The following is a 22,588-nucleotide window of genomic DNA, read 5'->3' on the forward strand; positions in this document are numbered from 1 at the left end:
GTATAAGAGACAGGGGTAATTGGCTACACTGGAAACAATGGGCCAGATTTCCAAAATAATATCTATTTGCATATTTCAAGTTTTCAAAAAGTAAATTCCAATGGCACACTCAATAATGCAACAAAATATGCAATTTCAATGGGCAATTTAATTCCAATATCTGTTTATTTCGCTGTGCGCCATTGCATTAAAGCCACTTGGCTAAATGATAGAGACCAATTTTTGACGCCAAATAAAAAATGGCAGCAAGATAAAGAATTCCATAACGACTGCCTAGCTTTCACACTTTTCCACTCGCAAAATAAAATAACTTCACGCGAGGGCATAAATCACTTTATCCCTTTTAGAGAAAAAGAAGTGGATTCCAAAGGTATCTTTGAAAGCCACTTTTTAAGCGATTTTATCGCGGGCAAACTCAAGGCGGATTCTCAAAATGACAATCTCTTTGGTAATGATGAAAATAGCTTTATTCCCACAAGCCCGATTGTTTTTAGCGAGGAGGCAAGCGCAGTTTTTGAAGCGGGTAAGAATCTTTGGCGCTACTACCACGCGCAGGATTTTGGTAAAAATGACATTTGGCATGCAGGCGATTTTGCTTATCTAAACGACTACAACGCCAACGCCTCGCTGTATGATATAAAAGCATATTTTCAAGGATTTAATGAAAAAGGCAGAATGAATGCGCGAAGTAAGGATTTTCACTATAATGACTTAATTGCAAATTTGCGCTATGCGTTAGAATCTTTAGCATCAAAAATTGCTAAAAAAGTCTATGAATATGAGTTTTTAGAAAGCTAGATTCTAACGCTTGATAAAAACCAGCAAAGCAGAATCTAGCAAGTAGTTTTTAAGCTAGTAAATATAGTTTTATCCCGCGACTTCTACATATGCGAAAGCCAAATGATCCACCGAATAAGCGCGATTATAGAGACAAATACAGCCAAAATGGTTAGCCATTTTGTTTGGCTAAAAACAATAACGCCCCCGCCAATAAGCCCGATCAAAAATGCAGGAAAGCAAAAGATAATTAGCCATGTAGAGCCAAAACCTGAAAACACAAAAGCCATTAGCTCAAAAATAAAAAAATCCAGCACAATAAGCGCGCCATAAAGCCAATAGCGCCTTTTATCGGCTATGCGCTTGATAGGGAGAAAAAAGGCGCAGGTAGTCAAAAGCATAGCGCCTAGAAATATTTCAGCCCAAACATCGCTTACTTTAAAGCTCATGATTTCTGACACCCACGCGGAAAAAATACCAAATGCAATGCCTTGTGAAAAACTCACAAGAAAAATGCCAAAATATCGTATAGCGTGCATTGTTTTTGTCATGGAAGTACCTTTTTATGTGTTTTGGCAAATTATATCATGCCAAAGCCATTGCCAAACCAGAATCTAAAAAACCAGAATCTAAAATCAAATCAAAAACCGCGCTAGAATCTAAATCCAAACCAGAATCCAAAACCACGCCACAAATCCACCACCAAGCAAGTCAAAGCCACCCAAAGCAGTCTAAAGTAACCTAATCCACCGCCAAATCTTAAGGCAAAATATTTTGCGGTTTTAGCTCTTTGCCATAGTATGGGAGCAGGGACGCCTCATAAGTCTGCATAAAAAAGCCATCTTTTTTGAGTGTGGCGATTTCTTTGTTTAGCCATTTTAGCAGGCTTTTGTTGCCCTTTTTGACCGCGGGGGCTAGCTCGTATTCATCGCCAAGCACAGGGATGCTTATGGTAAATTCTGGATTCTGGCGCATCCACGCAAACGCGATCGCATTTAGCCCCGCAAAATACGCGCTTTTGTCCGCCACCAGCGCATCAAAGCATTCCGGTATAGTTTCATAGGAGCGCACCTCGATTTGCGGGTAATTTTCTCTGAAATACTCCTCTGACACGGCGTCTTTTTTGATGATGACTGGCGCGTTGAAAAGCGACTGGATTCCGCTTGGCTGGCTGTTGCGCCCCACCACGCTAATCGCCACGCGCATATATGGCGCGGCAAAATCCACGCGCTCTTGAGCGTGCTTGGTTTTTACTAAAGTGGCGATTATCATATCGACTTCGCCGGATTCTAGCGGGGCGAAGCGCTCATCGGCGTAGGGGTTTTGCAGCGGTAGGGCTATGAGATTGGCGCGCGACTCATCGCCTAGCAAGTCTTTGGCGATTTTCCGCGCTAGCTTTATCTCGAAGCCATCGATCTCGCCATTTTCGTTGCGATAGTTTAGCGGGGGGATGCTATCTAGCACGCCGATATTGATGATGCGCTTTTGTTTTATGGATTCTAGTGCGTTGTCATCGCTGCAACTTGTGAGCGTGAAAAGCGCGAGAAATGCGATAAATGCTAGAAAAAATGCGCTCAAAAATATGCTAGAATCTTGGCGGCTTTTACGATTTTGGTAGTTTTGGCGACTTTCGCAAATTTCGCAATTTTCGCGCGGCGCTTTTTGCCAAGCATTTGACTTTTGCCAAGCATTTGACATAGAAAAACTTTCGCGCAAAATCCGCATTTTTCGCCCCCTAGCTTTTGAAAACTTTGACCTATAAACTTATAAGCCCCGCTCTAGAATCCACCTTGATTTTGATAGGGATTCTAATAAAAATATGTCAAAATAATGTGGATTTTTGATTTTATCTTTTTTGGCGCGCAAATATTGTATGATTACGCGTTGCGTTGCGTCGTGTCAAATGGCGCAGAATCCAAGGGCGTAAAAGCTTGATAAAAGGAAAAAAATGTCTCATCTATATAATAATGTATGCAAATACGCGCTGGCGCTGATGCTCGCGTGTGGCGCTGTGTGGGCGGATGCGATTGAGGATATGGCGCTGATCGAAGGCGGCGCGTATGTGGCAGAATCTAAAAATGCGGATTCTAAGGGTGCGGAATCTAAAGGCGCAAATAGTGCAAAAGTAGATTCTGGTGCAAGCGCGGATTCTATAGATTCTAGCGCGCAAAGAGATACCAAAAGCACAGAATCCAAAAATGCAGCATCCAGCGCGCGCGCAGAATCTAAAAGCGTAGCCAAAAACGCAGAATCCAAAAATGCAGATTCTACCCAAAACCCCAGCGAAAAATCCGCTGAAAAATCCGCGATAGATTCCGCCGCCAACCCCTCCACGCTGCTACTTCTCACCTCTGATGAGCGGTATAGAATCCAGTTAAAACACATCATAAAAAAGATAGAGGAGTTTTTGCCAGCATCCGAGTATAGCGAACTTATCGCCAAAATCCTGCTTTCACTTGCCGCATTTATGGTGCTTTGGCTGGGGCGCAAGCTCATCACTCGGCTAGTGATTCTAGGCATAAACATAGGATTTCACCTCACAAAGCAAGAAAAAGGCGCGCGCGAGCAGATCCAAAAAGATCTCATAAAGCCTGTGTCGCTGTTTTTGTTTTTTGTGAGTGTGGATATTTCGATAAATATTTTGTATTATCCAGCCACATCGCCACAAGGGCTTGAGGTGTGGTTTCAAGTCGCGTATGTGGCAAATGCTGCGTGGTTTATCATCATGGCGTTGCAAGGGTATTTGGCGGCGTTTTTGTCAAACATCGCACAGAAAAACACCGACCACTTCCGCAAAGAAGTCATAAACCTCCTGCTAAAAATCATCTATTTTATCATCGTCATCATCGCGCTTTTGCTTATCCTAAAGATTCTAGGCTTCAATGTATCTGCCATCATCGCTTCGCTCGGCCTTGGCGGCTTGGCAGTGGCACTCGCGGTGAAAGATATGCTAGCAAACTTTTTTGCCTCTGTGATGCTGCTTTTTGACAACTCATTTTCCCAAGGCGAGCGCATAGAATGCGGCGGGATAGATGGCACAGTGGTAGAGATGGGGCTAAGGCGCACCACCATACGCACAAGCGACAACGCCCTAGTGCTCATCCCAAACTCCGAGCTCGCCAACAAATCCATAACCAACTGGAGCCGCCGCAAATCAGGAAGGCTTATCAAAATAAATGTCGGACTCACCTATGACGCCTCGCGCCAAGACATCATCAAATGCGCCAAAGCGATAAAAGCGATGCTCCTAGCAAACCCAAACATCGCCAAAGACACCGACCCCAGAAACGACCTCGACTACGCGCTAAGCCTCAAACGCGACATCATCTCTATCGATGACTATCTAGGCTACAAAAGCCACATCTATGTCGTGCTAGACACGCTTGGCGATAGCTCGATAAATATCCTTGTGTATTGCTTCAGCAAGGCGGTGGGGCTTGGCGAATATCTGCAGATAAAAGAAGAGGTGACGCTAGAAATCCTGCGCATCATCGAAGCACAAAAGCTAACGCTTGCTTTCCCAAGCCAAAGCCTATATATAGAAAAAGTCGCTGGTGGCTTTGGCAGCAGTGCGAGCAGCGGCGGTAGCGCAAGCGGCGGTGGCGGCAACACAGGCGCAGATTCTAGAAGTGCTGGGAATTCTGGCGGCGCGGGCAGCAAAGCGGATTCCAGCAGGAAAACCACCGCAAAACCCGCACCATCAAATAAGAATAAGCAAAAATAAATCATCGCAAAAGCGCGCAATTTTTTTGATACAGAATCTAGATTATAATGTGGCGATTTGGATTGATAAATTTTGTAGAATCTAAATTGTCATCATTATAAAAACACAACGCAAAAATATTTTTGTCATTGCGAGACTTGCATTAGCAAGGCGAAGCAATCTACAAGATGGATTGCTTCGTCGCTTTGCTCCTCGCAAAGCATTAGCTTCTTTAGTAATGAGATTTTTAGATTCTAATTGCAAAACTTCTAGCAAATTTCTAACAAAACTACAAAATCTAAAAACCCAAAGGTTTCAAAATCTAGCGGAAGGTTTTGTTTCTCGAGGTGATGTAGAGGTATATCGCGTTTATTTCTTCATCGGTGAGTCCGTATTTTGGCATGATGCCTTTGTCGATGCTAAGCGCTTTTTTGAAGGCTTGGAAGTCGAGGTTGTTGATGCGCGGGATTATCACATGTTTTTGCTTGCCTTTGTGGATGTATGAGGCTAGCAGCGTCTCTTCGCCATCTTTGCCATGGCATTTCACACAGCCTATGCCGCGCGGGTTTTCATACAAGCTAGCACCATATTCTTGCGGCGTGATAAAGCTGTCGTTTTCTATGATTGGCGTGGATTCTGAAGTGGATTCTGTAGATTCTGCAAACTCTGCGCTATCTTGAGAGCTAGCAGAATCTATCGTAGATTCTACCTCTTCAGCGCACAATGTTAAGGAAGCACAAAAGCAAGCGATAAAAGCCAGCCTCGCCAGAATCTTTGGCTTTGTAAGCGCGCTTATTTTGGAAAGCGCGTGCATTCTGTCAAACACACTATTTTTGCCAAACGCACCAATTTTTTTGCTAGCGTCCATTTTGCCAAGTGCGCACATTTTGCCAGCACCAAATGCCTTAGCTAGAGCTTTTTTTACTACATTATCTCTATTTTCTATCATCATCCGCATCATCCACCTTTAGAGCGAGAATCCGCACGCAATCTCTCGCGCCTAGATTCTAGCATCGCAATATCTTGCCTTTTAAGCTTTTTTGAATATAATAGCACATTTTTTCTAAGCCATATTTTATATCCCAATCACAAAGGCATTTTATGACTATTTTGGATGGCAAATCCCTCTCCCAAGAAATCCAAGAGAATCTAAAGCAAGAAATCACCGCGCTCACCGCCGCCAAAGCACGCGCGCCGCGCCTAGTGGTGATACTCGTGGGCAATGATGCACCCTCGCGCGCGTATGTCAATATGAAGGCAAAGGCTTGCGAGAAAATAGGCATGCAGGGCGAGGTTTTGGAGTTTGATGAGGGTGTGGAGCAGGCGGAGATTTTGCAAGAGATAGAGCGGCTGAATAAGGATTCTAGCGTGGATGGCGTGCTGGTGCAGCTGCCGCTGCCAAGGCATTTTGACACGGCTTTGATACTAGAATCTATAGCACCTAGCAAAGATGTCGATGGATTCCACCCGCTAAATGTCGGCAGGATCGAGTGCAACACCAACCAAAATCTAGCCTTCTCCCCCGCCACTCCGCTAGGCGTGATGACTTTGCTAAAGCATTATGACATAGAAGTGAGCGGCAAAAATGTAGCGATAGTGGGCGCTAGCAATATCGTAGGCAAGCCGCTTGCAGCGCTCATGCTAAACGCGGGCGCGACTATCAGCATCTGCCACATACTCACGCGCGATGTGGCGCTATACACGCGTGAGGCGGATATCGTGTGCGTGGGTGTAGGCAAGCCAAATCTGATAACTGCGGATATGGTAAAAGAGGGCGCTATCATCGTAGATATCGGGATAAATCGGCTCGATGATGGGCGATTGGTAGGGGATGTGGAGTTTGAGCCGGTGAGTAAAAAGGCAAGCTTTATCACGCCAGTGCCCGGCGGCGTGGGTCCTATGACGATAGCCACGCTTTTGCAAAATACGCTGAAGGCTTATAGATTGCGAGAATCTGGAAAATAAAGTCCAAAAAGTAAAGTCTGGGAAGTAAAGCGGGTTTAGAATCTATCGAATTGGATTTTACAAAATAGATTCTAAAAAATAGATTTTGCAAATTAGATTCTGAAAAAATGCTAGAATCTAAAAGCACAAAATTTAAAATAAAACGACAAAGGAAAATAAATGAATAGCCTAAAAAGCCTTTTTGGCATACTTTATCGCTTCTGTGCTAGCTGGGTTGGCACGATAATCATCGTGCTTTTGCTTATATTTTTCATCGCGCAAGCCTTCGTCATCCCCTCGCGCTCGATGGTTGGCACGCTTTATGAGGGCGATTTTTTGTTTGTAAAAAAGTTTAGCTATGGCGTGCCGATCCCTAGAATCCCATGGCTAGAAGTCCCAGTGATGCCCGATCTCAAGGGCAACGGACACATAATTGATGGCGAAGGACCAAAAAGAGGCGACATCGTCGTGTTTATACCCCCTCACATCCCCAAGCAATACTTCGTCAAGCGCACCTTTGCCAAAGGTGGCGATGAAGTGATTTTCACCAAAAAGGGGCTCTATTTGCACCCAAGCGAGGGCAATGAATATGTAAATGAGCACTATCAAGACTATGAAAAAATCATCATGCAAGGCAAGCTTTTTGTGTTCGAGCCTTACTCCAAGGAGCATTTGGGAATAAACTATGATGAGGGTTCATCATCGTTTTTGACTATGAGTGATATTTATCTAGGCTCTAGGCTGGCTGGCACTTCGCCCTATGAATACAGCACAAAAGGCGGCGGAATCTCGATGCGCCCGGAGTTTGAAAATGGCGCGATTAGCTTTTTTTACAAAAAGATAGAAGAGGGTGAGTATTTTATGGTGGGCGATAATCGCAACAATAGCGAGGATTCTCGATTTTGGGGAAGTGTGCCATATAAAAATATCATCGGGCAGCCGTGGTTTATATATTTTAGTATGAATCTTGAGGGCAGCCTCGAAGCCGATGCGCGCAACAATCCAAAAGAGCGGTATAATATCCGCTGGGAGCGGATGTTTAAAGGCATCGATGGGCTAGAAAAAATGCTAAAAGAAAGACAAAAAGACGCCTCGCAAAAAGACATTTTGCTAGACAAGGCGAAGTCCTACGAAGCCACTGACACAGCACAGCAAAACCAAACTCGCGCGCAAGTGGATTCTGGTCTAGATTTTGCAAAATCCGCAGAATCTGCAAAATCCACCAAAACCGCGCCAGAATCCGCACAAATCGCAAAAAGCGCGCAAGTCACTAAAGCCACGCGAGAATCCTCACAAGTCGTGCAAGAATCCGCACAAATCACAAAAGGCGCATAAATCGCGATATGACCTATACACATCATTATAACTCGCCTTTGGGTGGTATCACGCTTGCTAGCAATGGGGCAGAGCTTACTGGGCTTTGGTTTGATGGGCAAAAATATTTTGGCGATACGATTCTAGAAAAAGGCACGATTCTAGAAAAAAATGCGCTTTTGGAAAAAAACGCGCTTACAGAAAAAGATATGCCTCTAGAAAAACGCGCGCCTCTAGAAAAAAGTGTGTTTGCAGAAAAAGACACACTCGCAAAAACGCCTAAAAAGAAAACTTTGCCTATATTTGAGCGCACCATTTGCTGGCTAGATATTTATTTCAGCGGCAAAGCGCCTGATTTTACGCCGCCGCTACATATGCAGACGACACCATTTCGCAAAGCTGTATGGGAGATCATGCTAGGCATCCCATTTGGTAAAACAATGACTTATGGCGAGATCGCAGAAAAAATCGCCAAACAAAAAGGGCTTGCCAAAATGTCCGCGCAGGCTGTCGGCGGCGCTGTGGGGCATAACTCTATCTCTCTTATTATCCCTTGTCATCGAGTGGTTGGCACAAATGGTAGTCTAACAGGATATGCAGGCGGTATCGAGAAAAAGCTACGCCTACTTACGCTAGAAAAAGCGGATATATCCTCATTTTTTGTGCCAAAAAGCGCGCAACCACGCGCCTCTAAGTCATCAAAAGGAGTAGCTTTATGATTTCAACCATTTCAATGACTTTAATATTTTTATCACGCATAAACGCATCGCAAGAGTCCTAAAATGCTAGATTTCTCCTTTGACATCAATGATGTGATAATGATAGCGCTCATGGTTTGTGCGCTGCTTATTAGCATCATCGGGCATGAGATTATGCATGGTTTGGTGGCGTTTTATTATGGCGATACGAGCGCCAAAGATGCCGGGCGACTTAGCATAAATCCGATAAAACACATCGACCTAGTAGGCTCTATCATACTTCCGGGCATCCTCCTTGCCACACAAGCGCCATTTTTGTTTGGCTGGGCGAAGCCGGTGCCTGTAAATATCACGCAAATTATCTCTAGGCATGGCTATGGCGCTGGTGTTGGCGTGGCTATCGCGGGTGTGAGCTATAATATCGCGCTCGCACTTTTCTCATCTTTGCTGCTTTTTAGCGGGCTTATCGATATAAAAAATAGTATTTTTGGCTTATTTTTTGCATCATTTTTAGTTTTTTTAATAAAATACAATGTAATATTATTTGTTTTCAACCTCTTCCCCATCCCCCCGCTTGATGGCTCGCGCGTGCTGGCGTTTGCATCGCTGAAGCTTGGGGCTGTGGGCGTGGCAAAAGCACTTGGCAAAATCGAGCCTTATGGCTTGATTATTTTAATGTTTATATTATTTGTGCCTTATTTATCTAATATTTTGTTTTTTCCGGCTAAAATACTGCTGGAATTTTTGCTCCCATACTAGAATCTAAAAATTTAAAAGAGGAAAAATGATTTTTATAGCTTCCGACCATGCCGGATTTAGGCTCAAATCTTTTGTCAAAGGCTGGCTAGAAAAGCGCGGATTTGGCGTGTGTGATTTGGGTGTGGATTCTGCTAGCAGGGTGGATTATCCTGATTATGCAAAGCTGCTTTGCCAAAAGCTACTAGAATCTAATGCCAGCGGAGCGGATTCTAATGTAAAGCGAGCGGATTCTGGCGTGAAGCGAGCGGATTCTGGCGCAAAAAGCTTAGAATCTAGCCAAAAAGTAGATTCTAGCGCAGAATCCAAAATCCCAAAAACCAGCGACAACAGCCAGAATCTAGGCATTTTGATTTGCGGAAGCGGGATAGGTATGAGTATGAGTGCCAATCGCTTTGAAGGCATCCGCGCGGCACTTTGCACGAGTGCTTACATGGCGCAGATGGCGCGCGCGCACAATGATGCAAATGTGCTTTGCATGGGCGAGCGGCTAAGTGGTGAAGGCGAGGTAGAATCCATGCTAGAGGCGTTTTTTGCCACGCCATTTGAAGGCGGCAGGCATCTAGAGCGCATACAAAAAATAAGGAGATAACAAATGGATTTAGCATTGAAATGGTTTATTGGCACGATTTTTGTGCTGTTTGTTTTGTATATGGTGGCAAAAACTATGTTTTACAAATCTGTAGCACAGCGCGAGGAGCGTAGCGCGGCGGCGATGAAGCTTACTTTGGAAGAGACGCAAATCCTTATCCAAAAGCATCAATTACAACTCCAGCGCGCGCTCGGAAATGCCGACATTTTGACCCAGCAGCTAAATGAGCTTCGCAATGAGATAAAAGCACTCAAACAGCGCAACTCGCAATATCGCGTCGAGACAGACAAATACCGCACGCGTATCAAAGATTTGGAGCAAAAAATCGAGGCGCTTTTGTGATGAAAATCAAAATATGCAAAAGCAAAATATGCAAAAAGATTTGAGATATGCAAAAAATCAAAATATCCATAAAATCCGCACCAAACTTTTGCAAAAGTCGCAAAAATTGCCAATTTTGCAAATAGCCTAAATCAAGCGCCAAAACAGCCAAAACCCAAAACAAAGGACGCCCCACATGCCACACACACCAGAATCTAGCACCACAAACACCGCCACAGAATCTAGCACGCCAAATCTAGCCCAGATACAAGCAGAAGTCAAAAAAGCAGTGCGCACGATACCAGACTATCCAAAGCCCGGAATCCTATTTTATGACATCACGACTATTTTGGATAATGCTTCTTGCCTAAAAAGCATGGTAGATTTTTGGAAAGCGCGCTATGAGAAAGAAAATATCACGCATATCGTTGGCATAGAATCTAGGGGCTTCACTTTTGGCACCGCGCTGGCTTACGCGCTAGGCGTGAGCTTTGTCCCTGTGCGTAAAAAAGGCAAGCTGCCTTACAAAACCTACTCCAAAGAATACGAGTTTGAATATCGTAGCGATGTGGTAGAGATACATATCGATGCGTTTGATTCTGTGAAAAAGAGCGGCAAAAAAGCGCGTGTAGTGCTAGTGGATGATCTGCTAGCTACTGGCGGGACAGCGGCTGCTAGCCTTGAGCTTGTCGAAAAAGCGGGGGGCGAGTGCGTGGAGGCTTGCTTCCTTATCCGCTTAGTCGAGCTTGGCGGTGCAGAAAAGCTAAATGTCAAATATATGAGCATATTGGATGTGTGATGAGTAGTATCAAAGCACATGCCAAAAAGCTGCTAATCATCGCTATTTTGCTAGCCGCGATTGGTGGGCTAGTGTATTATATGCGATATACGGAGTTTTCGCTCGAGGATTCTATCATATCGCTTTGGGATACTTATGTGGCGGATTGGGGGTATTTGATATTATTTTGCTGGAGTATTTTGGAGGGCGAGCTTGGGCTGATATTTGCGGGGATTGCTAGTCATACAGGGCATATGAATGTGTGGCTAGCGATATTTGTAGCGGGGCTTGGCGGATTTGCAGGCGATCAGATTTATTTCTACATAGGAAGGTTCAACAAAGGCTACATACAGCGCCAGCTAACCACACAGCGCAGGAAGTTAGCGCTCGCGCATCTCCTGCTTCAAAAATATGGCTGGCCTATAATTTTCATCCAGCGATATATGTATGGTATGCGCACGATTATCCCTATAAGCATAGGTATCACGCGCTACTCTGCGCTAAAATTTGCTATCATAAACCTCCTAAGCGCTTGGGTGTGGGCGGCTATCACCATACTTTTGGCTTGGGCGCTTGGCGAGCAGATTCTAGATCTGCTAGCGATTTTTAAATCGCATCCATATATTTTTATTATCTTGGCGGTAATCTTACTTGGCGGGGCATGGTGGTTTCTCACCTCGCGCACAAGGAAGATAGACAAAACCATCCACAAAATCCAAACCCAACTAAAGGACAAACATGCTAAAAATTAGTGTCAATACGAGTCTTTTTGGCTCGCTCAAAGCCGATGTCGCCATCGTTTTAATCGTGGCTAAAAACACCAAACATATTTGGGTAAATCGCAAAAAGCTAAAAGATTTTGGCTACAAATGCGAAGGGGCATTTTTCGACCAAAGCGCACGCACTTTGTATATCCCCATAGACGCACTAGATGCAGACTCTATGCGCGAGGCGGGCGCAATAGCTGTGCGCGCGCTGAAATCCTATCCATTTGCCAAAGCAAAAATAGGATTCTACGCCAATGACGCCGCATCAAGCGATAAATGCGAGCTTATGTATGCTTTTGCTATCGGCGCGCTTTGCGGTGGATACAGCTTTGATATGTTTAAATCCAAAAAGCAAGAAAGCGCATTGCAAGAAATCATCATCAGCACAGAATCCTATCGCCAAAAAGGGCATGCAAGGCGCATAAACACAGCACTCATCCACTCGCTAAATGTCGCGATAGACCAAGCAAGCATTTTGGCAGAATCCACAAACAATACGCGCGACTTGGTAAATACGCCACCACAGCTAGCCACGCCTGCTTATATCGCCGAGCAAGCCAAAAACATCGCTAGCAAACATGGCCTAAAATGCCAAATCTTGCAGCAAGCAGACTTGGAGCGTGAGAAAATGGGAGCGATGCTAGCTGTGGCGCGCGCCTCTACCCAAGCGCCTTACCTCATACATCTCTCATACATCCCAGAGAAAAAATCCCGCGCCAAAATCGCGCTTGTAGGCAAGGGGCTAACTTACGATAGCGGCGGACTTAGCTTGAAACCTGCGGATTATATGACGACGATGAAAGCTGACAAAGGCGGCGGATGCGCGACTCTAGGCATCATCAGCGCAGTAGCGCAGCTAAAGCTTGATGTAGAAGTGCATGCGATAATCGGCGCTGTGGAAAATATGATAGGTGGCGATGCGTATAAGCCAGATGATGTGCTTATTTCGCGTGAAGGCAAAACGATAGAGGTGAAAAACACCGATGCAGAAGGGCGGCTCGTGCTTTGTGACTGCCTAAGCTACGCGCAGGATTTGCAGCCGGATTTTCTAGTGGATTTTGCTACACTTACAGGTGCGTGCGTCGTGGGGCTTGGCGAATACACAAGCGGTGTCATGGGCTATAATGAGCGCTTGAAAGAGCAGTTTGAACAAAGCGCGCTAAAAAGCGGCGAGCTAGCAGCCAAACTTCCTTTTAATAAGCACATCAAAAAGCTGCTAGATTCTAAAATCGCTGATATTAGCAACATCTCATCTAGCCGCTATGGTGGCGCGATAAGTGCAGGGATGTTTTTGGGCGAGTTTATCCGCGATGAATACAAACAAAAATGGCTACATATCGACATCGCCGGCCCTGCATTTGTCGAGAAAGAATGGGATATCAACCCCTATGGCGCGAGCGGTGCTGGCGTGCGCGCGGGCGTGGAGTTTGTGCTAAGCGTGATTGCTAGAAGCATTGGGCGCGAAAGCGAGCGCAGAGGACGCCCTAGAAAAGTAGCCAACGCTGCTGCACTAGGCGCAGAATCTAGCACCACAGCCACAACCACAGCGACTAAAGCTACAAGCGCAGGCACAACACAAGCGGCAAGCGGCAAGCGCGGACGCCCAAAAGGCAGCAAAAACAAACCAAAAGATGAGCGCAAATAATGGCGCTATCCATTGGTATCGTAGGACTTCCAAATGTCGGCAAATCGACCACATTTAACGCGCTAACCAAAACCCAAAGCGCGCAGGCGGCAAACTATCCTTTCTGCACTATCGAGCCAAACAAAGCTATCGTCGAAGTGCCAGATTCTAGGCTTAATGAGCTAAGCAAGATAGTAAATCCCGAGCGCGTGCTGCACTCACAAGTCGAGTTTGTCGATATCGCCGGGCTTGTGCGCGGTGCGAGCAAGGGCGAAGGGCTAGGGAATCAGTTTTTGGCAAATATCAAAGAGGCGGATGCGATTTTGCATATCGTGCGCTGTTTTGAGGATTCTGATATCACGCATGTGGAAAATCGCATTAACCCAATCGCAGACATTGAAATCATCGAGCTAGAACTCATTTTGGCAGACATTGCAAGCCTAAATAAGCGCATCGAAAAGCTCACGCGAGAATCCAAAGCCCAAAAAGGCGCGCTCAAATCCCTAGAAATCGCGCAAGCACTTCTAGCGCATCTAGAATCTAGCGCGCCTGCAAGTAGCTTTGAAAATCGCGAAAGCGAGGAGTTTCTGACACTTGATAAAGAATTGCGATTTTTAAGCAATAAGCGCGTGATTTATGGTGCGAATGTCGATGAAAGCGCGCTTGCAGAGGATAATGAGTTTGTCAAGCAAGTGCGTGAATATGGCGCAAATCGCGGCTGTGAAGTCATAAAGCTATGTGCGAAAATCGAAGAAGAAATGGTGGGGCTAAGCGATGAGGAGCGCGCGGAGTTTTTGAGCGAGCTTATGGGTAGCAAAAGTGCAGAATCTGGCTTGGAGCAGATTATCCGCACAGGATTCCACACACTAGGACTCATCAGCTACTTTACCGCAGGTGTCAAAGAGGTGCGCGCATGGACTATCAAAAATGGCGCCAAAGCCCCGCAAGCAGCCGGCGTGATACACAAGGATTTTGAAAAAAGCTTCATTCGCGCAGAGACGATTAGCTACAGCGATTTTATCAAATATGGCGGGGAAGCGAAGGCAAAAGAAGCTGGTGCTATGCGGAGTGAGGGCAAAGAATACATCGTGCAAGATGGCGATGTGATGCATTTTAGGTTTAATGTATAGTTTTGGCTTTAGATTCTGGGCGATAGCGCACGACAAGCAGAGGCGCACAAAAGGGCAAAAATGCAAGATATGCAAGGATTCATGATAGAAAGCGCTGTTTTTGTCGTGCTTATCGCGGCACTTTTGGTGTATCGCTTTTTCTTGAAAAACTAGCGCGCAAGCAGTCGCTGGCAAGCCAAATGCGACAAAGGCCGCTCTTGATAACAATGACCTTTGATAAAATCGGCACTTTGACAAAATCCGCCTTTGGCGAACCAAATCTCGACCAAAATCAACAAAGGAGCAAACATGGCTTACACCATAAAAGAAGTAGAAGAAAAGACCGGCATCTCATGCTTCACGCTTAGATTCTGGGCGACAAAGGGCGTGTTTGCCTTTGTCGAGCGCGACAAAAACGGCGTGAAATATTTCTCCGACAAAGACTTAGAATGGGTGCGCTGGGTGGATTGGCTACGCAAAACAGGGATGCCTATCAAAGACATCGTCGCATACATACACGCCTGTCATCAGGGGCTAGACACCATGCCAATGCGTAAAAAAATGCTCGATAAACAATACGAAATGCTTATGCAAAACATCGCCGATTTGCAAAACATCGCGCAACATTTGGAGAAAAAAATCGGAATCTACGCCGACTCCATAGCACAACAAGGCAAAGACTTGCTAAACCCCAAAAGCAACCAATATCTAAGCTGCAAAACCGTGAAAAGAAAATCACCCAAAAAGATAGCAGAAGCCACCGCAAACATAGCCGAAACTACCAAAAAAATAGCCCAAATCGCCAGCAAAACCGATAATGCCAGCAAAACCACCGCTTGATGCAATTTTTTGCGCAAGATTTGGCGTTCCCAAGTCGCCAAAAAGCACAGATTACAAATTTCAAGAAATTTATAATCCAAAAAATCATCATAGGGCAATTAAGATTGGCTGCAAGCAAAAAAGATCGCTTTGTAAAGATGGAGGATTAACACATCCTTTACAAACAATAAAGAAATTTTAGTTTCTGACAAATGCTGGCGAGTTACTTTTAGCCTTATATCAGAATACAGGGAACTTTACAGGCAATTTGTTACGACAAATTATGTCGCAATGAAAGAAAATATAAAGCCTTAATAACAATGGGATTAGACACGAGTCTTTAAAAATTTAGCGACTTGCAATGACGATTTTTGGTCATTGCAAGTCAAATTGGTTGGCGTATAAATCTACTTTAAAATAAAACAAAAGCCTTAAATAATGTTTGTTATTTTCTTACACCTTATCCCAAGTTGTTTGGATTTTTATCTCCACGATGTCGCTATTCATCGAGCTCCCTTGCATGCCAAAATCCTTAATATTTATCTTGCCGCTAAGCGATAGGGTAGGGCGCTCGCCAGCGTTTAGCTCGCTTTGCAGCTCGACTTCTTTATCCACGCCATGCAGGCTCAAAACGCCTTTCACCACGCCAAAAATCTTATCGCCTTTTTGCTCTTTTGCCTCGTATTGACTCATCGTGAAAGTCGCTTGTTTGAACTTCTCCACATCCAAAAAATCCGCCTCTAGCAGGTGTTTGTCGCGCTTTTTGCTATCGCTAAAGACAGATTCCATCTCAATGACCCCTTTTTAGCGCGTCAATTTCGCTATTTTCGCCCAAACTAAGCCTGCCATCAAAGCGCTTAAACAGCCCATCAACGCCCACAAATCCAAATTTCGTGGCTTTGAAGCCGATTTTTGTCTCTTTGGCATCTTGTGATAGGGTAAAATCAAGCGCTAACGCATTTTGTGCCAATGCCGCGCAGAGTAGGGCGCTAGCTAGGATTTTCGGGCTTTTTGCGAGATTTGTGATTTTTACGCCCTTTGCCACCGCACTCTTTGCGAGGCTTGCGACTCTCACGCCTTCTACTCTTGCACTCGCCATTTTGATTTCCATGTTTTTTCTCCTTATTTTGTGCTTCTTGCTTTTTGGAAATCCGCCTCTTGGCGCATCCCAAAATACAGCTTTTTTAGAGTCGCCACCAAAACATCAAGCTCATCTTGTGAAATATGCTTTAGCAAAGTTTTGTTTTGATACTCTAGCATGAGGCTAAAGGTTTCTGTGGAGATTTTTTTGCCCTCTTCTGTGAGATGGATGATATTTTCACGCCTATTTTGCGCGTTTTTCTGGCGATAGACTAAGCCCTTCGCCTCCAAATCATCGATATAAAACCGCACATAGTTTTTGTCCGCCATTATGGCCTCTTGCAGGCGTGTCTGCGATTGGGGCTCATAGTGGCAGCGCCACAAAATCCCGGCTTGCTTTTGGATAAGCCCATAGCTATCTAGCGTCTCTCTGAAGCCTGCGACAAGCCTTGTCATGGTGCTTATAGAAAGAAATCCGATAGCTTCTGTCAAGTCTATATTCATCTTTTTCCTTTGCTTTTGCTTGGAGTTTGCTTTGCTTTTGGCTAAACTTTTTGGTTTAATCTTTTTAGCTATTTTCACCGCGCTTGCGCTTTTTACGATGCTTTTGCTTGGCGCGTTGAGAGTTATGCTTAGGATTTAGGCAAAGCTAGAATCTAGATTATAGCCAAAATGTGGGGCTAAATCTAGGCTAGATTCTGCTATAGATTCTGGCTTTTTGGCGCGCTTGCATATTTCACAAGATGAGCTTGATAGCTTAGTTTATGCGACTCGCCTAAGTGTTTGTCCCAATATCCATATATAGCAATTTTTAATTATAATAATTTTTAATTACTATAATGGATAGTGAAAATATATCAGAAGTTTTTAAAAACAAACTTAAGGAGAAAAGCGCAGAGTAAAACTAGGCTGTTTAGATTCTGACGCAGGGTAGGGCGGCAGCGCAAGGGGCAAGCAGTGCAAAAGTCATCACTGATGCCAAAATCCGAAATCGCCTAAAATCTAGCGCATTTAAAGCGCTTTTTAGCTTCCGCGCGCTATAATCACGCCTTTTATCTTATACCAATCAGGAGGTCATTTATGGCTTTGGATACGGCGAAAAAGGCAAAAATCATCGCAGATTTTGCAAGAAGCAGCAGCGACACAGGCTCATCAGAGGTGCAGATAGCCATACTTAGCGAGCGCATCGCATTACTCACGGAGCATCTCAAGGCAAACCCCAAAGATCACTCCAGCCGACTAGGACTGCTAAAACTCGTGGGCAGGCGCAAACACCTGCTAAAATACCTCAAAAACACGCAATACGAGACATACGCGAAGCTTATCGCCAAGCTAAGAATCAAAGATAGATAGGATTTTGGCGAGATTTTATCGCGCTGATTGCTTAGGCTTTTTGGCTGCTGGCTTTTGGCGCGTTTGATGCGCGCGATGCGTGCTTTTGCATATCTTTGCGTTCTTTGATTTCTTATCTTTATATTTTGTTTTGTCTTGCAAAGCTTCGAGTTTGGGCTTTGGATTTTTGTTTTTAAGCGCGCTTCTTTTTCTGCGCGCTTTTTTTGGACTTTTAAATTTGAAACTTTTTGCTTGTTTTTTAAGTCTTACTTACTTTTTGAATCCCCTGTTTGCTTTTTGGATTCTAGATAGCAATGTGCCTTGCTAATATGCCCTCCCCCAACTTGCCCAGCCAAATATAAAAATTTTGAAAATTATAGTTTTCATAAGTAAAATAAATTTTCAAAGAAAATTCAAGGGACTGATTCAAGGAAGCTGATTCTCGCGCGTTTTGTTTTCTTACTCGCTTTTGATTTTAATGGCTTAAGGCAACAAAAAACTAGATTCTGGAATTCTAGAATTCAAATTTTAAAACTAGATTCTAGATTCCAAGCTATCCAAACACATTTTGCAAAAAAGCATTTTTACAAACGCAAGAATCCAAAAGCCAAACCAGACTTTAAAAATTAGCCAAATCAGATTCTAAAAAACCAGAATCTAATTTGGCTATAGAATCTATAGCAAAGCGTGGATTCTAGCAAATCACATTCTAACGCCAACCAATGCCAACCAATACCAAAGCCTTGCTAATACCAGCCAATCGCCAAAACCGCCGCCAAAACCAAACGCATACCAAACCAAACCCAACGCCAGAACCCCGCGCACCCACCAAACCCACCAAACCCACCAAACCCACCAAACCCACCAAACCCGCAAAACCCGCAAAACCCTCAAAATCGCCTATTCTAGCGCATTTATCGCGCTCATTTTGCCAAATTCAAGCAGCTATCTATAAACTTTCATCATATATTTACACTAAATAAACTTGATATGATTTATATAAAGTTTTGCAATATTTATCAAATTCCTGCTATAATTGCCAAAATTTTTCAAAAGGATACAACATGGCAAACACCAAACACACCTTCCAAACCGAAATCAAGCAGCTTTTGGACCTTATGATCCACTCGCTGTATTCCAACAAAGAGATTTTCCTGCGCGAACTCATCAGCAACGCATCCGATGCGCTAGATAAGCTAAACTACCTAACCATCAGCGATGAAGCGTATAAAAAGATAAAGTTTGAGCCGCGCATCGATATTAGCTTTGATGAGAAAAAAGGTACGATAACTATCGCTGATAGCGGCATCGGGATGAATGAAAAAGATCTCATCGACCACCTCGGCACCATCGCCAAATCCGGCACCAAAAGCTTCCTAAACTCGCTAAGCGGCGATAAGAAAAAGGATTCTGCGCTTATTGGGCAGTTTGGCGTGGGCTTTTACTCGGCGTTTATGGTGGCTAGCAAAATCGTAGTCATCACCAAAAAAGCCGGCGAAGACAAAGCATACAGCTGGATAAGCGATGGCGCGGGCGAGTATGAAGTGCTAGAATGCCAAAAAGACACGCACGGCACGCAAATCACGCTCTATCTCAAAGACGATGAGAAAAAATTCGCCAGTCGCTGGGAGCTAGAATCCATCATCAAAAAATACTCCGAACACATCGCATTTCCGATATTTCTAAGCTATGAAGAGACCAAATATGAGGGCGAAGGTGACAACAAAAAAGAAGTCAAAGAAGCCAAATGCGTGCAGCAAAACACCGCCAAAGCCATCTGGAAAACGCCCAAAAATGAGCTAAAAGATGAGGATTACAAGGAGTTTTATAAAGGTTTCGCGCATGATAATGCCGAGCCTATGGCGTGGATTCACAACAAAGTGGAGGGCACGCTAGAGTATAGCACGCTGTTTTTTATCCCCTCTGTCGCGCCATTTGATCTGTATCGCGTGGATTACCAAAGCGGCGTGAAGCTCTATGTCAAGCGCGTGTTTATCACCGATGATGACAAAGAGCTTTTGCCACAATACCTGCGCTTCGTGCGCGGCGTGATAGATAGCGAGGATCTGCCGCTAAATGTGAGCCGCGAGATATTGCAGCAAAACAAGATTCTAGCAAACATCAAATCCGCCTCGACCAAAAAGATTCTCGCAGAAATCGCAAACATCGCCAAGGATGATGAAAAATATCAGAAGTTTTACGCGCAGTTTGGACGCGTGCTGAAAGAAGGGCTATATAGTGATTTTGAAAACAAAGATAAGATTCTGGAGCTTTTACGATTTGACAGCGACAAGGGGCAGAATCTAAGTCTCAAAGCCTACAAAGAAGCGATGCCAAAAGAGCAAAAAAGCATTTACTATCTTTTGGGCGAGAATAAGGACTTGCTAGCCGCTAGCCCGATCATCGAAAAATACAGCAAAAAGGGCTATAGCGTGCTTTTGCTAAGCGATGAGATAGATGGCTTTGTGATGCCAAGCGTGGGCGAGTATGACAAAGTGCCGCTGCGCGATGCGGCGAGTATCGAGGCGCTAAAAGAGCTTGGTGAAAGCAGCATCGATGAGGCGACGAGAAAGGAGTTTGAGCCGATTATCGAGGCGTTTAAATCAGCGCTTGGCGATGAGATACAGGGCGTGGAGCTTAGCGATGATCTAAGCTCGCCTATCGCGCTTGTGGGCGAGGAGCAAAACGCGATGATGGCAAATCTCATGCGCCAAATGGGGCAAGAGCCGCCAAAGCCCAAAAAGACGGTGCAAATCAATGTGGGGCATGAGATTTTTGCCAAGCTAAAAGGCGCTGGCGATAAAGCTGATAAGGCTGGGAGTAAAGCGGAAGCGGGATCTAAATCTGGTGCAGAATCTAAAAAAGCGGATTCTAAAGCAGAATCTAAAGGCGCATCAAAGGCTGGCACAGAATCTAAGGTGGCAAGCGGCGTGGATGCAGTGGCGAGCAACGCGGAATCCCAAATCCAAGAAATCGCACATATGCTTTATGACTGCGCTTTGCTTTTGGAATCTGGAGGCATGGCAAATGCCAAAGCATTTAGCACGCGCCTAAACACCCTCATCACGCAGGCGTTGAGCTAAGGTTTGGCAGAAAAAAACGAGGTAGATTTTGCAAGCCGCCGCTTTTGTGCGTGGCTTGCAGTATTTTTGGTTTTATGATGATATTTTCTTAAGTCCTAAACTCTTAAATTTTTACATAGAATCTTATTAATCCGCTGCTTACCACCCTGCCCTTTTACACATTTTTCTTACCGCGCCCTGTCCTACTTTGCCAAACGCGCCACTCATATAAATTTTGGGCTTGTTTTAGACCAGGCAAGTTTTTAAAAACTATAAAACGCAAAATAGACACAGCGAAATAAAACAAAAAGCACAAAACAAACATTTTGCTTAAGGTGAAGGCAAGTTAAGCAGGCAAGTTAATAGGTAAGCAAAGGCTAGCTGGCGCACCCATTGTGGCTAGGACTAGATAAAAACTAGACAAAAGCCACAGCCTGCGCTAGCTAGCGATTTAGCGAGCGCGTTTGGGGTGATGCCGCTAGAATCCGCCTTTATTCCATGTAGATATATTCCAGATAAATATCTAGGTAAATAAGTCATTTTCCCAGATACACCTGTCTTGGGCGGGTGATTCTAGCGTATGGGTTTTTGGAGTGCTCGATTAGCTGCGCGCACCAGCCCGGCATCCTGCCTAGCACGAAAATCGGCGTAAAGAGCCTTGTTGGGATTTTTAGCGCGCTTAGGATGATACCGCTATAAAAATCCACATTTGGATAGAGGTTTCGCGCCTTGAAATACTCATCGCTTAGTGCGACTTCTTCGAGTTTCTCGGCGATATCGCTTAGGCGATGATCCATTTTTATGCCCTTTTTGTCTAGCTCGTTTTTGAGCGATTTTATCGCTTTGGCGCGCGGATCGTAGCTTTTATACACGCGATGCCCAAAGCCCATAAGCCTAAATGAGTCATTTTTGTCTTTGACGCGATCGATAAACTTCGCCACATTTTTCACATCACCTATTTCATTGAGCTGTTTTAGCACCGCTTCATTTGCGCCGCCATGCGCTGGTCCCCATAGCGCGTTTATCCCGCTAGCGATAGCCGCATAAGGATGCACGCCAGTAGATGCGACATTTCGCACGGTGGTGGTGGAGGCGTTTTGCCCATGGTCTGCGTGAAGGATTAGAATCTTATCCAGCGCTTCTACTTCGATAGGGCTTATTTCTTGCTCGCCTTTGGAGGTGAATTTGTAGCGCCCATGCGGATACGCGCGCAGCATATAAAGGAAGTTTTCCACATAGCTTTTGCTTACATCTGGCTCGATAAATGGCGCGCCCACCGAGTGGCGATGACAAAACGCAATCATCGTAGGCGTTTTGGCGATAAGCCGCCTAGCCATCGTCTGATAGTCATCCTCATCATCCATATCTTTGTGGTCATAATACAGCGTCGCCAGCACAGAAAGCAGCGCAGAAAGCGTCGCCATCGGATGCGCCCTATCTGGGAAAACGCCAAACACGCCCTTTAGCTTCTCATGCAAAAAGCCCCGATGTCGCAGCTCCAAATCAAACTCTAGCGACTCGTTTTTATCCTTTGGCAGCTCATCATTGATAAGCAGCTTGCAAACATCGGTAAATTTATACTTCTCCACGAGATCTTGGATAGGGATGCCTTTATACAATAGCTCGCCCTTTTTGCCATCGATGTAGCTTATCGTGGATTCACAGCCCGCCGTGCTGCCATATCCGGGATCATAAGAAAAAATGCCCGTCGTCTCAAAAAGCTTGGAAAAATTCACCGCTTTTGGACCTCTGGTGCATTCGATCAGATCAAAATCCCAGCTTTGCTTGGTTTCGTTGTTGGTAAGTGTAACAGTTCCCATGTGGTATCCTTTCGTTGTGATATGGCTTAATTTTACATTATTTTTGCGGATTAGGTAAATATTTCTTTTACTTTAGCGCAATAAACACAGAA

At 44.7% G+C, this 22,588-nt stretch carries 22 protein-coding genes and 2 pseudogenes; 17 read left to right on the top strand and 7 right to left on the bottom strand.

Annotation, left to right across the window (positions count from 1 at the left end; all coding sequences use genetic code 11):
• The first annotated feature begins 222 nt into the window (after window positions 1–222).
• Window positions 223–798, top strand: a complete 576-nt coding sequence (locus BKN38_RS04930) for a hypothetical protein (protein WP_143000208.1) — start codon at window positions 223–225, stop codon at window positions 796–798.
• A gap of 83 nt (window positions 799–881) precedes the next feature.
• Here BKN38_RS04930 and BKN38_RS04935 read toward each other — a convergent pair whose 3' ends face one another.
• Window positions 882–1,328: a hypothetical protein gene (locus BKN38_RS04935; RefSeq protein ID WP_066453899.1), complete on the bottom strand. Its 447-nt coding sequence runs from the start codon at window positions 1,326–1,328 to the stop codon at window positions 882–884.
• A gap of 14 nt (window positions 1,329–1,342) precedes the next feature.
• On the opposite strand from BKN38_RS04935, the gene BKN38_RS04940 reads away from it, so the two are divergent.
• Window positions 1,343–1,522, top strand: coding sequence for a hypothetical protein (locus tag BKN38_RS04940; protein WP_066453901.1), 180 nt, complete (start codon window positions 1,343–1,345; stop codon window positions 1,520–1,522).
• A gap of 14 nt (window positions 1,523–1,536) precedes the next feature.
• On the opposite strand, the gene BKN38_RS04945 is transcribed toward BKN38_RS04940, so the two are convergent.
• Window positions 1,537–2,475 carry a transporter substrate-binding domain-containing protein gene (locus tag BKN38_RS04945; protein ID WP_158655925.1) on the bottom strand — a complete coding sequence of 313 codons (939 nt, stop codon included), beginning with the start codon at window positions 2,473–2,475 and terminating at the stop codon, window positions 1,537–1,539.
• 250 nt (window positions 2,476–2,725) lie between these two features.
• On the opposite strand from BKN38_RS04945, the gene BKN38_RS04950 reads away from it, so the two are divergent.
• Window positions 2,726–4,501: a mechanosensitive ion channel family protein gene (locus tag BKN38_RS04950; RefSeq protein ID WP_066453904.1), complete on the top strand. Its 1,776-nt coding sequence runs from the start codon at window positions 2,726–2,728 to the stop codon at window positions 4,499–4,501.
• A 301-nt stretch (window positions 4,502–4,802) separates the two neighbouring features.
• Here the strand turns inward: BKN38_RS04950 and BKN38_RS12270 are convergent, their stop codons facing one another.
• Window positions 4,803–5,432 carry a cytochrome c gene (locus tag BKN38_RS12270; RefSeq protein ID WP_371113554.1) on the bottom strand — a complete coding sequence of 210 codons (630 nt, stop codon included), beginning with the start codon at window positions 5,430–5,432 and terminating at the stop codon, window positions 4,803–4,805.
• A 149-nt stretch (window positions 5,433–5,581) separates the two neighbouring features.
• Between BKN38_RS12270 and folD the strand changes: the two genes are divergently transcribed.
• From folD to BKN38_RS05010, 11 genes and pseudogenes are all read left to right on the top strand, one after another.
• Window positions 5,582–6,445, top strand: a complete 864-nt coding sequence (gene folD, locus BKN38_RS04960) for a bifunctional methylenetetrahydrofolate dehydrogenase/methenyltetrahydrofolate cyclohydrolase FolD (protein WP_066453910.1) — start codon at window positions 5,582–5,584, stop codon at window positions 6,443–6,445.
• A 159-nt stretch (window positions 6,446–6,604) separates the two neighbouring features.
• Window positions 6,605–7,516: pseudogene (gene lepB, locus BKN38_RS04965) on the top strand (signal peptidase I); the annotation flags it as partial.
• Window positions 7,517–7,767: 251 nt separating this feature from the next.
• Window positions 7,768–8,457, top strand: coding sequence for a methylated-DNA--[protein]-cysteine S-methyltransferase (locus BKN38_RS04970; RefSeq protein ID WP_233712861.1), 690 nt, complete (start codon window positions 7,768–7,770; stop codon window positions 8,455–8,457).
• A gap of 63 nt (window positions 8,458–8,520) precedes the next feature.
• Window positions 8,521–9,195: a site-2 protease family protein gene (locus BKN38_RS04975; protein WP_066453920.1), complete on the top strand. Its 675-nt coding sequence runs from the start codon at window positions 8,521–8,523 to the stop codon at window positions 9,193–9,195.
• A 25-nt stretch (window positions 9,196–9,220) separates the two neighbouring features.
• On the top strand, window positions 9,221–9,784 hold the full coding sequence (gene rpiB / locus BKN38_RS10295; RefSeq protein WP_082942434.1) for a ribose 5-phosphate isomerase B: 564 nt from the start codon (window positions 9,221–9,223) through the stop codon (window positions 9,782–9,784).
• A 3-nt stretch (window positions 9,785–9,787) separates the two neighbouring features.
• Window positions 9,788–10,126 carry a hypothetical protein gene (locus BKN38_RS04985; protein ID WP_066453922.1) on the top strand — a complete coding sequence of 113 codons (339 nt, stop codon included), beginning with the start codon at window positions 9,788–9,790 and terminating at the stop codon, window positions 10,124–10,126.
• Window positions 10,127–10,301: 175 nt separating this feature from the next.
• Complete coding sequence (gene apt / locus BKN38_RS04990) at window positions 10,302–10,904, top strand: adenine phosphoribosyltransferase (RefSeq protein WP_082942435.1); 603 nt, start codon at window positions 10,302–10,304, stop codon at window positions 10,902–10,904.
• Between the two features lie 80 nt (window positions 10,905–10,984).
• The gene (locus BKN38_RS04995) at window positions 10,985–11,635 is read left to right on the top strand and encodes a DedA family protein (RefSeq protein WP_066453979.1); all 651 of its coding nucleotides are present in this window, start codon (window positions 10,985–10,987) and stop codon (window positions 11,633–11,635) included.
• A pseudogene (locus tag BKN38_RS05000) lies at window positions 11,622–13,103 on the top strand (leucyl aminopeptidase); the annotation flags it as partial. The gene BKN38_RS04995 and the pseudogene BKN38_RS05000, both read left to right, overlap by 14 nt.
• 191 nt (window positions 13,104–13,294) lie before the next feature.
• Window positions 13,295–14,404, top strand: a complete 1,110-nt coding sequence (ychF, locus tag BKN38_RS05005; protein WP_066453927.1) for a redox-regulated ATPase YchF — start codon at window positions 13,295–13,297, stop codon at window positions 14,402–14,404.
• Between the two features lie 288 nt (window positions 14,405–14,692).
• Window positions 14,693–15,223 (top strand): MerR family transcriptional regulator, encoded by a 531-nt coding sequence (locus BKN38_RS05010; protein ID WP_066453929.1) that lies wholly within the window; start codon window positions 14,693–14,695, stop codon window positions 15,221–15,223.
• A 432-nt stretch (window positions 15,224–15,655) separates the two neighbouring features.
• Here BKN38_RS05010 and BKN38_RS05015 read toward each other — a convergent pair whose 3' ends face one another.
• From BKN38_RS05015 to BKN38_RS05025, 3 genes are read right to left on the bottom strand one after another with little or no spacing between them, the layout of a single operon-like run.
• Window positions 15,656–15,991, bottom strand: a complete 336-nt coding sequence (locus BKN38_RS05015; RefSeq protein WP_066453931.1) for a YceI family protein — start codon at window positions 15,989–15,991, stop codon at window positions 15,656–15,658.
• A gap of 1 nt (window position 15,992) precedes the next feature.
• On the bottom strand, window positions 15,993–16,313 hold the full coding sequence (locus BKN38_RS05020; RefSeq protein WP_066453933.1) for a hypothetical protein: 321 nt from the start codon (window positions 16,311–16,313) through the stop codon (window positions 15,993–15,995).
• A gap of 11 nt (window positions 16,314–16,324) precedes the next feature.
• Window positions 16,325–16,786, bottom strand: a complete 462-nt coding sequence (locus BKN38_RS05025; protein ID WP_066453936.1) for a MarR family winged helix-turn-helix transcriptional regulator — start codon at window positions 16,784–16,786, stop codon at window positions 16,325–16,327.
• 576 nt (window positions 16,787–17,362) lie between these two features.
• Between BKN38_RS05025 and rpsO the strand changes: the two genes are divergently transcribed.
• From rpsO to htpG, 3 genes are all read left to right on the top strand, one after another.
• Window positions 17,363–17,635 (top strand): 30S ribosomal protein S15, encoded by a 273-nt coding sequence (rpsO, locus tag BKN38_RS05030; RefSeq protein ID WP_066453938.1) that lies wholly within the window; start codon window positions 17,363–17,365, stop codon window positions 17,633–17,635.
• A 701-nt stretch (window positions 17,636–18,336) separates the two neighbouring features.
• Window positions 18,337–18,597 (top strand): hypothetical protein, encoded by a 261-nt coding sequence (locus BKN38_RS10625; RefSeq protein WP_070957719.1) that lies wholly within the window; start codon window positions 18,337–18,339, stop codon window positions 18,595–18,597.
• Between the two features lie 81 nt (window positions 18,598–18,678).
• On the top strand, window positions 18,679–20,697 hold the full coding sequence (gene htpG, locus BKN38_RS05040; protein WP_083329092.1) for a molecular chaperone HtpG: 2,019 nt from the start codon (window positions 18,679–18,681) through the stop codon (window positions 20,695–20,697).
• 515 nt (window positions 20,698–21,212) lie between these two features.
• Here htpG and BKN38_RS05045 read toward each other — a convergent pair.
• Window positions 21,213–22,496 carry a citrate synthase gene (locus BKN38_RS05045; RefSeq protein WP_066453943.1) on the bottom strand — a complete coding sequence of 428 codons (1,284 nt, stop codon included), beginning with the start codon at window positions 22,494–22,496 and terminating at the stop codon, window positions 21,213–21,215.
• Window positions 22,497–22,588 lie beyond the last annotated feature (92 nt).

The organism is Helicobacter sp. CLO-3, assembly GCF_001854545.1.
Classification (GTDB): Bacteria; Campylobacterota; Campylobacteria; order Campylobacterales; family Helicobacteraceae; genus Helicobacter_B.

Bases quoted from the DNA above. Each gene is read 5' to 3' on its own strand.
- BKN38_RS05015 (WP_066453931.1), bottom strand. From the start codon at position 15,991: ATGGAATCTGTCTTTAGCGATAGCAAAAAGCGCGACAAACACCTGCTA.
- rpsO (WP_066453938.1), top strand. From the start codon at position 17,363: ATGGCTTTGGATACGGCGAAAAAGGCAAAAATCATCGCAGATTTTGCA.
- BKN38_RS05020 (WP_066453933.1), bottom strand. From the start codon at position 16,313: ATGGAAATCAAAATGGCGAGTGCAAGAGTAGAAGGCGTGAGAGTCGCA.
- BKN38_RS04935 (WP_066453899.1), bottom strand. From the start codon at position 1,328: ATGACAAAAACAATGCACGCTATACGATATTTTGGCATTTTTCTTGTG.
- BKN38_RS10625 (WP_070957719.1), top strand. From the start codon at position 18,337: ATGCCAACCAATACCAAAGCCTTGCTAATACCAGCCAATCGCCAAAAC.
- BKN38_RS12270 (WP_371113554.1), bottom strand. From the start codon at position 5,432: ATGATGATAGAAAATAGAGATAATGTAGTAAAAAAAGCTCTAGCTAAG.
- folD (WP_066453910.1), top strand. From the start codon at position 5,582: ATGACTATTTTGGATGGCAAATCCCTCTCCCAAGAAATCCAAGAGAAT.
- rpiB (WP_082942434.1), top strand. From the start codon at position 9,221: ATGATTTTTATAGCTTCCGACCATGCCGGATTTAGGCTCAAATCTTTT.
- BKN38_RS05010 (WP_066453929.1), top strand. From the start codon at position 14,693: ATGGCTTACACCATAAAAGAAGTAGAAGAAAAGACCGGCATCTCATGC.
- BKN38_RS04950 (WP_066453904.1), top strand. From the start codon at position 2,726: ATGTCTCATCTATATAATAATGTATGCAAATACGCGCTGGCGCTGATG.
- BKN38_RS04985 (WP_066453922.1), top strand. From the start codon at position 9,788: ATGGATTTAGCATTGAAATGGTTTATTGGCACGATTTTTGTGCTGTTT.
- htpG (WP_083329092.1), top strand. From the start codon at position 18,679: ATGGCAAACACCAAACACACCTTCCAAACCGAAATCAAGCAGCTTTTG.
- apt (WP_082942435.1), top strand. From the start codon at position 10,302: ATGCCACACACACCAGAATCTAGCACCACAAACACCGCCACAGAATCT.
- BKN38_RS04945 (WP_158655925.1), bottom strand. From the start codon at position 2,475: ATGTCAAATGCTTGGCAAAAGTCAAATGCTTGGCAAAAAGCGCCGCGC.
- ychF (WP_066453927.1), top strand. From the start codon at position 13,295: ATGGCGCTATCCATTGGTATCGTAGGACTTCCAAATGTCGGCAAATCG.
- BKN38_RS04940 (WP_066453901.1), top strand. From the start codon at position 1,343: ATGTGTTTTGGCAAATTATATCATGCCAAAGCCATTGCCAAACCAGAA.
- BKN38_RS05025 (WP_066453936.1), bottom strand. From the start codon at position 16,786: ATGAATATAGACTTGACAGAAGCTATCGGATTTCTTTCTATAAGCACC.
- BKN38_RS04975 (WP_066453920.1), top strand. From the start codon at position 8,521: ATGCTAGATTTCTCCTTTGACATCAATGATGTGATAATGATAGCGCTC.
- BKN38_RS05045 (WP_066453943.1), bottom strand. From the start codon at position 22,496: ATGGGAACTGTTACACTTACCAACAACGAAACCAAGCAAAGCTGGGAT.
- BKN38_RS04970 (WP_233712861.1), top strand. From the start codon at position 7,768: ATGACCTATACACATCATTATAACTCGCCTTTGGGTGGTATCACGCTT.
- BKN38_RS04995 (WP_066453979.1), top strand. From the start codon at position 10,985: ATGCGATATACGGAGTTTTCGCTCGAGGATTCTATCATATCGCTTTGG.